The organism is Nitratifractor sp. (assembly GCF_015487065.1).
Taxonomy (GTDB): domain Bacteria; phylum Campylobacterota; class Campylobacteria; order Campylobacterales; family Sulfurovaceae; genus Nitratifractor.
The window spans coordinates 1-10,249 of record NZ_WFQN01000124.1 but is presented as its reverse complement, the minus strand read 5'-3'; the positions used below and the strand labels follow the sequence as shown (position 1 = coordinate 10,249).

At 59.5% G+C, this 10,249-nt stretch carries 10 protein-coding genes and 1 tRNA gene; 6 read left to right on the top strand and 5 right to left on the bottom strand.

All coding sequences use genetic code 11. The features are described from left to right. Window positions 1-1,917 (bottom strand): DUF2207 domain-containing protein (locus F8I07_RS06640; protein ID WP_292657352.1); only part of this gene is annotated, 1,917 nt, incomplete at its 3' end. A 122-nt stretch (window positions 1,918-2,039) separates the two neighbouring features. On the opposite strand from F8I07_RS06640, the gene pta reads away from it, so the two are divergent. Together pta and F8I07_RS06630 are read left to right on the top strand one after the other, a co-directional pair. Further along, window positions 2,040-4,139 (top strand): phosphate acetyltransferase, encoded by a 2,100-nt coding sequence (pta, locus tag F8I07_RS06635; RefSeq protein ID WP_292657349.1) that lies wholly within the window; start codon window positions 2,040-2,042, stop codon window positions 4,137-4,139. Next, window positions 4,136-5,329 (top strand): acetate/propionate family kinase, encoded by a 1,194-nt coding sequence (locus tag F8I07_RS06630; protein WP_292657346.1) that lies wholly within the window; start codon window positions 4,136-4,138, stop codon window positions 5,327-5,329. Before pta ends, F8I07_RS06630 begins: the two co-directional genes overlap by 4 nt. A 167-nt stretch (window positions 5,330-5,496) precedes the next feature. On the opposite strand, the gene F8I07_RS06625 is transcribed toward F8I07_RS06630, so the two are convergent. Both F8I07_RS06625 and rsmD read right to left on the bottom strand, forming a co-directional pair. Beyond that, window positions 5,497-6,315, bottom strand: coding sequence for an ABC transporter permease (locus F8I07_RS06625; protein ID WP_292657343.1), 819 nt, complete (start codon window positions 6,313-6,315; stop codon window positions 5,497-5,499). Continuing rightward, the gene (rsmD, locus tag F8I07_RS06620; RefSeq protein WP_292657339.1) at window positions 6,305-6,934 is read right to left on the bottom strand and encodes a 16S rRNA (guanine(966)-N(2))-methyltransferase RsmD; all 630 of its coding nucleotides are present in this window, start codon (window positions 6,932-6,934) and stop codon (window positions 6,305-6,307) included. The genes F8I07_RS06625 and rsmD overlap by 11 nt, the downstream gene beginning before the upstream one ends. Before the next feature lie 266 nt (window positions 6,935-7,200). Here rsmD and F8I07_RS06615 point away from each other — a divergent pair, with 266 nt between their 5' ends. The 4 genes from F8I07_RS06615 (at window position 7,201) to F8I07_RS06600 (ending at window position 9,316) form a co-directional block, all read left to right on the top strand. Next, on the top strand, window positions 7,201-7,503 hold the full coding sequence (locus F8I07_RS06615; RefSeq protein ID WP_292657336.1) for a hypothetical protein: 303 nt from the start codon (window positions 7,201-7,203) through the stop codon (window positions 7,501-7,503). A gap of 98 nt (window positions 7,504-7,601) precedes the next feature. Further along, window positions 7,602-8,207 carry a hypothetical protein gene (locus F8I07_RS06610; protein WP_292657333.1) on the top strand — a complete coding sequence of 202 codons (606 nt, stop codon included), beginning with the start codon at window positions 7,602-7,604 and terminating at the stop codon, window positions 8,205-8,207. A gap of 10 nt (window positions 8,208-8,217) precedes the next feature. Further along, window positions 8,218-8,970, top strand: a complete 753-nt coding sequence (locus F8I07_RS06605) for a sulfite exporter TauE/SafE family protein (RefSeq protein WP_292657330.1) — start codon at window positions 8,218-8,220, stop codon at window positions 8,968-8,970. Between the two features lie 255 nt (window positions 8,971-9,225). After that, window positions 9,226-9,316: transfer RNA gene (locus F8I07_RS06600), tRNA-Ser, on the top strand. A gap of 171 nt (window positions 9,317-9,487) precedes the next feature. Here F8I07_RS06600 and F8I07_RS06595 read toward each other — a convergent pair. Next, window positions 9,488-10,021: a hypothetical protein gene (locus F8I07_RS06595; protein ID WP_292657327.1), complete on the bottom strand. Its 534-nt coding sequence runs from the start codon at window positions 10,019-10,021 to the stop codon at window positions 9,488-9,490. A gap of 4 nt (window positions 10,022-10,025) precedes the next feature. After that, window positions 10,026-10,249, bottom strand: a 224-nt coding sequence (locus F8I07_RS06590; protein ID WP_292657324.1) for a hypothetical protein, incomplete at its 5' end; no start/stop codon positions are given.

The following is a 10,249-nucleotide window of genomic DNA, read 5'->3' as shown; positions in this document are numbered from 1 at the left end:
GTCGCTGGGCGGAGGGGAGGCCGCCGTGCCCATATCTTGAGCGAAATCTCCCAGATCGTCGAAATCCCCGACGAACCAGACGGGAGCGGGGACCTGGAATTCGTCGTAGAGCTCTCTCCACGCGTCGGTGACCCCAAACAGGATCGCATAGGGCAACAGGCGATCCAGATAGTGGGGGTCCTGCTCCAAAAAGCGGCGGATTCGATCTTTCTCCACCCGGGTGACGAACTCCTTGAGCCCCAGCAGATGGTTGTGGATTTGCGCCCCTTTGTGGGTGTAGGGGCCCACGCGGCGGTAGAAATGGGCGATGCCGAAAACAAGGAGGACCAGTACCCATAGCGGCGGGTAGAGCAGGAGATTCGTCCAACTCCCAAAGTCGTCTTCGAGGAGAAAGGAAAAGACAAATACGGCGACGCCGAGCCAGAGAACGGAGAAAATCGTTTGTGAGATGCTACCGGACTTCCAGGCTTTGAGCAGGGCCCCGATGCCGACGCTGATGAACACGCCGGCGAAAATGAGTAGGAAAAACGTATCCGCCCCCACTTGTCTGGAAACGACATAAAAAATCATGGCGACTATCGGTAGAACAAATCCGATCGCTTTGGCCAGAAAAATCCAGCGGGCTTTGGAAGGATTTTCTTTGAAATATCCTGCTCGTACCGACCAGTCGTAGAGGGTGTTGTTGAGATCGTTCAGGGCACTGGAGAGCACCTCTCTTCGGTCCCGGTCGGTCGTGCTGACGACGAACGTGGGACCGGTCGGAAAGAGGATCTGATCGAGCAGGGCACGTTGATCCTCGGTGAGTTTCGATTCGTCGGCATCCTCGATGCGACGCAAAACCGTGCCGTTATCGGTCTCCTCGATCGTGAGGTATCCCTTTTGGGCCAGTTCGACGATCGCCGGGGCGATATCTTGCCGATCGGCGTAGGCATCGAGCAGTAGACCCGCTTGCAGGAGGCTCAGCCCCTCGGGGGGATAGTATTGCACCGCGACCGAACGGCTGTAGGCTCTGGGGTCTTTGCCTTTGCGGGCCAGTTTGCCGAGGAAAAAGAGATAGAGAATCGCCAGCGGCAGCGGCAGACTCTCGATGAGACGCTCCGAAAAAGGAACAGCGACGTTTTGCTTGCCGCTTTGGCCCAGGAGCCCCTCGGGGTAGATCACTTCGACGGTGATTCCCTCGTGGGGAAAGAGCGCTTCATCTTCCAAAACGAAACGGTGGGAGTCGATCCAGCGGATTGGGGAGCGGACACTACGTGTCGAACCGTAGCGGCCGGCATAGCTTCGCACCTTCACGTTGTTTCGGGAGAGCTTTGGAGGGAGGATCACTTCGATGTGCGCCCGACGGATGGGAACGTTCCAGCCGGTACCGACGGCGTTCCAGCGGATCGCGTCGCCGCTGCCGTCGGAGGCGGGGAGGACCCCCTTGGCGACTCGATAACGGATCGCGTAGCGGTGCACGCCCGTGAGGGTTCGGTCGGGGTCTCCGATCCTGAGCCGGACCATCTCCCCCGCCCGGGAGGAGCGAATCGATTGACGGATCCACCGGACCGGCTTGCCGTCCATGGTGACCCGGAAATCCCCCAGTCCCAGGTCGATGGTGCGGGTCAGGAGGCCGGGCTGGACCTCACGGCCTAAAATAGTGAGGTGCGATTTTCGCTTGTGTTGACGGGAGGAAGCGGGGCGGATCGCTTTGGGGATGTCCCGGAAAATCCCGTGCCGCCAGGCCCCTTCGAAGTCGTAGCTGATCGTTTCGTTCACATCAAGGGTGCCGTCACTATGGACTCGCAGGGTCACATCGTAGCGGTCGATCCGCTCGGCTGTGAGGGGGAGGGTGATCCCCCAGATGAATAAAAAGAAAACGACGTAGCGGATGATGGTCATCACCGAGAACCCTCGGCGTCTTTTGACCCCCGGCATCACCGCCTCCTTTGGGTTTTTTGTCAATTGTAACACACTCTTGGTTTTTTGATTTCCGACGTATTGGAAATAGAGTCTCAAAAGGTATAATGATGTCAAAACCCTTCTATCGAGGAGTCCTCATGAGCCGAGAACATCCCGTCGATTCTGTCTATATTACCTCCCGGGAGCCGGGGGCGGGGAGCATGGTCCTGGCCATGGGACTGATGGAGCTGCTGCGCCGGCACTATCGCCGCATCGCCCTTTACCGGCCTCTGGCCTTCAATCGGGAACATGACGGTGATATGGAAACGCTGCTGAAACATTTCGGGCTGGAGCAGTCTTTGGAATCGACTCAGGGGATTCCTCTGGAGGAGGCGGAGCGTCTCCTGGCGGGCGAAGGGATCTCGCGACTGGCAGAGGCCGTTTTGGAACGGTATGAAGCCCTCCGGGGGGATGCCGACTTCGTCCTCTGTCTGGGGACCCGGATGGAGAGACTCAACCGGCAGCTGGGGATGGACCTCAATATCGAGCTGGCCAAAAACCTCTCGGCCCCCGTGGCGGGGATCTTCTCCATGACGGAGGAGGTCGGGAATCTGGAGGAGCCCTTCGCTCTCTGGAGCCGGGCGATCCGACAGGAGGGGGCGGAGATCTTTCTGCTCTGTGCCAATCACTGCAGCGAAGAGGCGGCGGATCGATTGGCGTCGGCGCCCTGGAAATCGAATTACGACTTTCCGATCTTCTGTCTGCCGCGGCTGGCGGCGCTGGAACATCTGAGCCTCCTGGATATCATGGAGAAGTTGCCGGTCGAGATGCTTGCGGGATCGGAGACACAGAAAGAGAACGATCTCAATGCTTTCCGCCTGGGAACCATGGAGCTGGGGAGTCTGCTCAAAGAGCAGCAGCCTTATGAACTGGTCATTACCGCCTCTGACCGGGCCGATATGGTTGCAGGGCTGCTGCTTTCGGCCCAGAGTGTCACCACCCCGATGAACGGGGGGGTCCTTCTGTGCGGCAAGGCCCCGGACCCGGCGCTGAGCAAGCTGCTGGAAGGGCTCGATGAGATCCCGACTCCTGTGTTATATACTAAAAAATATGAACACGAGGTTCTCCCGATCCTTATGGAGATCAAACCTTCGATCCGCGCCGGCAATCGCCGGAAGATCGATATGGCCTTGCAGCTTTTTGCCGAATATGTGGAAGGTGAAGTTCTTCAAAAACGTCTGAGCACTATGCCGCAGGAGATCATGACCCCGGCGATGTTCCGCATGCAGCTTTTTGAAAGGGCCCGCAGCGATCTCAAACGGATCCTGCTGCCGGAGATCGAGGATGACCGGATCCTGCGGGCGGCAGAGAGTCTGCTGCGCCGGAAAGTGGTGCGGATTGTTCTGGTGGGGGAGAATGAGGAGATCACCCGTCGGAGCAAAAAGCTGGGGATCGATCTGAGTGGGGCGGAGATCCTGGACCCGACCGACGAAAGCCTCCGCCAGCACTTTGCCGAGCTCTACTACCAGGAGCGCAAAGCCAAAGGGGTCACCCGGGAGACGGCCCTGGACCGTGTCAGTGCCAACAAGACCCTCTTCGCGACGATGGCACTCTATGACGGACGGGCCGACGGGCTGGTGAGCGGGGCGATTCACTCGACACGGGATACGATTCTGCCGGCGCTACAGGTGATCAAGACCGCCGAGGGGTATCCGCTGGCCTCCAGCTGTTTCTTCATGTGTCTGCCGACCCGGGTTTTGGTCTATGCCGACTGCGCCGTCAACCCCGATCCCACTGCCGACGAGCTGGCGGTGATCGCCCTGGAGACGGTGGAGACCGCCGAGAAGTTCGGGATCGATCCCCGCGTAGCGATGCTCTCCTACTCCACCGGAGAGTCGGGAGTGGGGGCCGATGTGGAGAAAGTACGGCGGGCCACGGAGATCCTCCAGCGCAAACGTCCCGATCTGCCGGTAGCCGGCCCCATCCAGTACGATGCCGCCATCGAGCCGGAGGTGGCCAAGATCAAGATGCCCGACAACCCGGTGGCCGGGCATGCCACGATCTTCATCTTCCCCGATCTCGATACCGGCAACATCGCCTACAAGGCGGTTCAGCGTTCCGCGGGTGCCGTGGCCGTGGGGCCGGTGATGCAGGGGCTGCGCAAACCGGTCAACGACCTGAGCCGGGGCTGCACCGTCGACGACATCATCGACACCGTGGCTATCACTGCCATCCAGGCCCAGGAGAAGGAGTCGTGAAGATCCTGGTCCTCAACGCCGGCAGCTCCTCGTTGAAGTTCAAGCTCTATGTGATGCCGGGGAAAAAGCTCCTGGCCCAGGGGCTCATCGAGCGGATCGGCGAGGAGGAGTCGGTAGTTCATATTATTTACGATAAAAAGCGGCACGAGACGACGCAGGCGATCCGGGACCACCGCCACGCTCTGGAGATCCTGGAGGGGCTGATGCCGAGACTGGGGATCCTGGAGAGTTTTGCCGAGCTGGGGGGAGTGGGGCACCGGGTGGTCCACGGCGGCGAAGTCTTCACCCGGGCGACTCTCATCGACAAAAAGGTCCGCGAGACGATCCGGCAGCTGATCCCTCTGGCGCCCCTGCACAACCCGGCCAACCTCTTGGGGATCGAGGCGGTGGCGGCTCTGGCCCCGGCGATGCCCCAGGTAGCGGTCTTCGACACCGCCTTTCACCAGAGCATGTCCCCAGAAGCCTACCGATATGCGGTGCCGACAGAGTGGTACGAGCGTTACCGTGTCCGGCGCTACGGTTTCCACGGCACTTCCCACTATTTCGTCTCCCGGGAACTGGCACGGCTCAAAGGGACTCCACCAAAAAATATCAACTGCGTCACCCTCCATCTGGGCAACGGCGCTAGCGCCTGCGCCGTGAGGGGAGGAGAGAGCATCGAGACCTCCATGGGGCTGACCCCCCTGGAAGGGCTGGTGATGGGGACCCGCAGTGGGGATCTCGATCCGGGAATCCTTTTTTATATGTATAAATATGGATTCCGGAATCCCGAGGAGGTCGACCGGGAACTCAACCGCGAAAGCGGCCTCAAGGGCCTGGGCGGCAGCAACGATATGAGGGAGATCCAGAGGCGGATGGAGGCGGGGGACGAGACGGCGAAGCTGGCCTTCGAGGTCTTCATCCACCGCCTGGTCAAATATGTGGGAGCCTACGCCGCGCTACTGGGGCGGCTGGACGCCATCGTCTTCACCGGAGGCATAGGAGAACACAGCGCCCCCGTCCGCCGGGCCCTCAGCGAGCGCTTGGAGATTCTGGGCGTGGTGCTGGACAAGAAGGCCAATGAATCCCCGAGTACCGACGCCAGAACCATTCACACCCCCGAGAGCCGGGTCGAACTCTGGGTCATACCCACCGACGAGGAGGGAGTGATCGCGGAGGAAACATACAAAGCGATTTTAGATTTTGGATGATGGATTTTGGATTTGGCGAGGGCTACTTGTAGCGTGGGATTGCTATCCCACGGAAAAGAGGTCGAAGCTCCATGGGACGTGGGATGGCAATCCCACGCTACGAGGCCAGTTACTTAAATGAAAGCGTTGCAAAACAACGCTTACCGAAATTCCTCACTCCTCACTCCTCATTTCTCATTACTCGTTATCTCCCGCCGATTCGCCCGATCCTGCAGCCAGTCGGAGATCTGGATCAGGCTGAAGGTGACAAGAAAGATCATCAATCCCGGGAAGAAGCTGACCCACCAGGCGATCTCCATGACCGCTTTGCCGTCGCTGAGGATGCTTCCCCAGCTCATATCGGGCGGGGTGATGCCAAGCCCCAGGTAGCTCAGGCCGCTTTCTGCCAGGATGGCGCCGCTGACGCCGAAGGTGAAGCTGACGAAAAAGATGGGAGCCAGCAGCGGCAGGAAGTATTTGAAGATGATGGTGCGGGTGGGGACTTTTGCCAGGCGCAGGACCTTGATGAAGGGCTGGGAGGCGATGCGGTAGCTTTCGCTGCGGATCAGCCGGGCGGTCCCCATCCATCCGGTGACGGAGATGACGATGATGAGGATCATCGACGAAGCGGGGATGTAGCTCACCAGAGTCAAGAGCAGAAAAAAGGTGGGGAAGGTCAGAAAAAGATCCACAATCACCACGAAGCTTTTGTCCCACCATCCCTTGAAGTAACCCGCCGTGACCCCCATGATGAGGCCGATCAACGAGGCGATCACCGCCGAGCCGACGCCGATGAGTAGGGAGACGCGTCCCCCCTGCATCACCCGGGCCAGGAGATCCCGCCCCAGCCGGTCAGTCCCCATGGGGTGGGCCAGGCTGGGGGTCTGGAGGATCAGCTCCCGGTGGAAGGTATAGGGGTCCTGACCCCAGAGCAGGGGTCCCAGGAGGCTCAGGAGCACCAGGGTGATCAGGATTCCCAGGCTGATGAGGGGGAGCTTACGCTTCATCGTTCGGGGTCGGGCGGTAGTAGCTGAGGGTGCTTTTGCCGAAGCGCCGCTTTTTGACCAGTTCCAGCGCCCCGATCTTTTCGGGGAGGTCTACGGTGGTCATATGCTCCACGATGGCCATTTCGCAGGTCTCGGGCCGGATCTGCTCCAGGAGCCCCAGGGTCTGATCGTAGATCTCCTCCATTCCCTCCCGGATGCTGAAGGGAGGATCGAAGTAGAAGTAGGCCTTCTCGCCTGCGGCTTCCACCTGCCGGTAGACCTGCGGGAACTCCTCGAAACTGTCGCCCCGGATCGTCTCGATACGTCTGGGGGCGATTCGCTCCACATTGGCGCGAAGGATCTCGTAGACTTCACGGTTTTTTTCCATGCACCAGGCCCGGGAGGCGCCGCGGCTGACCGCCTCCAGGGCCACGGAGCCGCTCCCGGCGAAGACCTCCACGAAGGGCTTGCCCATCAGGTCGAACTGCAGGGTGTTGAAGAGGGACTCCCGCAGGATCGCCTTGGAGCTGCGGGTGGTGGCTACCGAAGGGATCTCCACCGCCTTGCCTTTGAACTCTCCGGCGATGATGGGAGCGGCATAGGTTTTCATCCGGCTTTTTCTGCGTCGGGGTGCTGGCATCTTGGGACTCTTTTTTTATCGTTATTATAACGTGTCGTCCCTATACCGCTGTGTAGAGAGCCGCATCGTTTGACTCTCTCTCGCGGTCTCCGTGGGAACGCCTCCGGCACCTATGTTGTCCCTTTGCCGTTCCGGCGGGGAAATGCATTCCCACCGAGGACGGTGGGAACGAGTCAGATGTGGGGCTTCGATCCGGTCGAGGATATCGGCCCTATTGGTGTCTAAATCAGAGAAAGAGTAAAATAGCGGAACAATAAGGAGTCAAAATGATCCGCCGCAGCGGCAAGATGCAGTTTCTCTTCTGGGCCTTTTTCTTTTCGGTGTTGCTCTATCTCTGGATTCTCTGGATCGGGGTGCGGACCTTTCTGCTTCACAAGGGGCCGATGATGGAGCTGCCCCAGCAGGAGGTGACGCTGCTTTTTATCCTCTACGGCTTTCTGATCGTCACGACCATGGCGGGGACGGTGGTCTCCATCATGATCGGCAACCGCCCCTATATCCGCCGTTTCGGGGCGATGGTGATTCTGGTCTTTGCCACCATCATCGCTGCCAAAGGGATCTTTGGCTGATTCCTGCCGGAGCTTAGGGCATTTGGGCTCCATTTGGGATACAATGGCGCCAGATTTTCCCCGCAGCCTTGACGCGGGGTATGGAAGGTAAAGCGGCCATGCGTTATGAATGTACGATCCCTCTGATGAAGGCTCAGGATCCCCGGATCACCGAAAAGTTCGGTCCGCTGGGCCGGATCCTCCCCAACGCTTCCGATTCTTTGGAGGAGCTGCGGGACTTTTTCGAGCATGCGATTCTGGATGTCTTTCCCGAGCTGCTCCCCGAGAACGATCCGCGGATCAAACTCCTCGACTGCGAATACTTCCGCCTCTCGGCGGAGCGCCACTATCTGGAATTCGCCCGGCGGGTTTTCCGCGAGAACGGCGGGGTCTGCTACTGGCACACCCAGGAGTTCAAACTGGGGGATATGCAGAACTACCTCTACAAGATCAAGCTCATGGATCGGATCGACGAGATGATCTACTCCCGGCAGTTCGAGATAAGAGAGGGCAACGTCCTCTTCCGGATCGAGGATCTGGAGATCCTGGAGTTCGCGGTCAAGTATTTCCTCCGGGAGCTCATCGGCGGAGCGCTCTTCTTCGAGAAGCGTCCTCTGATGATCGTCTACAGCTATGATCTTTCGCTGCCCGTTCTGACGGAAAACCCCGAAGATCTCGCCCACTACCGGGAGATCGCCCGGGCCGCCGGGCTCTACTTCCGCTGAGGCCCCGACGATGCCCTGGGATACGCTACTTCTCGCGGCATCGATCCTTCTGCTCTCCAGTTTCGTCCAGTCGGTCATCGGCTTCGCCTTCAACCTCCTGGCGGTGCCGCTGCTGATCTGGAGCGGCCTCTCCCTGGCCCAGGCGGTGGCGCTGACGTCGGTACCGATCCTGGTGCAGGTCTCGGTGGCCACCTGGAAGCTCCGCCGGGAGGTGGTCTGGCGGGACGTCCTCCCCGCCTCGGCGATCCGCTATCTGACCCTGCCGATCGGGATCTCGCTGCTTTATCTCATCAACCGTCTCGACCCCGTCACTGTCAAGCAGATCGTGGGGGCTATGCTGCTGCTGATCCTGGCCAGCCAGCGCTGGATCCGGATCACTCCTAGGGAGCGGCTGCCTCTTGCCTGGGATCTGATCGCCTTCGGCCTCAGCGGGATCATGCTGGGGATGATCGCCATGGGCGGCCCGCCGGTGGTGCTCTGGCTCATGGCCCACGACTGGAGCGCCCTGCGGACCCGCGCCTTCATGGCGGCACTCTTTCTCATGGCCGCCCCGGTGCAGCTGGCGCTACTCTACTGGAAGCTTGGACCCGAGGTGGCGGAGTATTTCCTCTACGGCCTGCTGATGACCCCTCTCGTGATCGCCGGCTCCCTGGCCGGGATCCACCTGGGCAATCGCCTGGATCGGGAACGCCTGCGCCGGCTGATCCTCTTTTTCCTCTTCCTGACTGGGGTGGTGTCGCTGATGAGCCCGATTTTTAAATGAGGAATGAGGAATGAGGAATTTCGGTAAGCATTGCTTTGCAACGCTTTTGTTCAAATAACTATCGACTAACGACTGCACCTCATGCGCCCCCACACTTTATAAAAGTGAAAAAAACGAATAATATAGCGATAAAATGGGGAACCAGAGCATTAAAATTATAGAAGGACAGGAAGGAAAAGAGGGGGTTTTCTTAAAATAACGGCTCTTATGGGACTTTGGCTATAATGGCACTGCTTTTTTCAAAGCTACACCTACGGAGAGTTGGCAGAGTGGTCGAATGCGGCGGCTTCGAAAGCCGTTGTCCGGGCTTCCCGGACCGGGGGTTCGAATCCCCCACTCTCCGCCACCGATTTCATAAAATTTCACCTATCATTTTTGTTTGAGTGCTCTGAAAAACCCATTCACTGTTGTTCGTCATCCTGAATTTATGTCAGGATCCACGGTTCAATGGGTATTCCGGGCCCTGGATTCCGGATCAAGCCCGGAATGACGGAGGTTTTTCGGGCTCCTCTATGCACTATTTCACCCTCCACTCGATCCCTTTGGGCAGGTGGGCCCGGTCGTAGACCTGGCAGTGGACGTCGTAAGCCACCAGAAGGCGGCGGAGTTTGCTTTTGAAATCGGCGAGGGTGAGGCGTTTTTCGTGGAGGAAGCCCGGTGCGTGCTCATCCCGCTCCAGAAAGAGGATCATCTGCACGTGGCGGGAGTGCTCAAGCGGCGGGTAGAAAGGGGCAAACTCCGGCAAGCCCGAGCGCTGGGCCCCCACGAGGGCCGAGAGGGTGCAGACGAACTTCTGGGCCACTTCGATGAGGAGGGCGCCGCTGGTCTGGCGGCGGAGGTTCTCCCGGCTGTGGCCCCGGAAGTCTTTGACCTCCATCAGGATCAGCCGTTCCCCTTTGGCGGCGAGGATATCCACCGCCTTCATCCCGTTGAGCCGATCAACCCGCTCCCGGTAGAAGCGGCTGCTGTCAAACTGGCTCACGGCCCAGTCGTCGGGGAAGGTAAAGGTCAGCTGTGTCGGCGGGTTCCCCTCGAAGATCTCAATACTCACGAAACTACTCCATCTCCAGATAGCGGTCGGACTGCTCCAGCGACTCCTCGAGGCTCACAATGGGCTCGACCTCCTCGATCCGATCCCCCTGGACTGCCGTGACCGTGCCCCCTTTGAGGCTGAAGGTGATGTAGCGCCGGGGCACGGAGGCGTAGCGCTGCTCCTGGGAGAGGATCTCCAGCTCCCGCAGCAGAAAGAGGCTGTGGGTCGCCAGGACGATCTGCACCC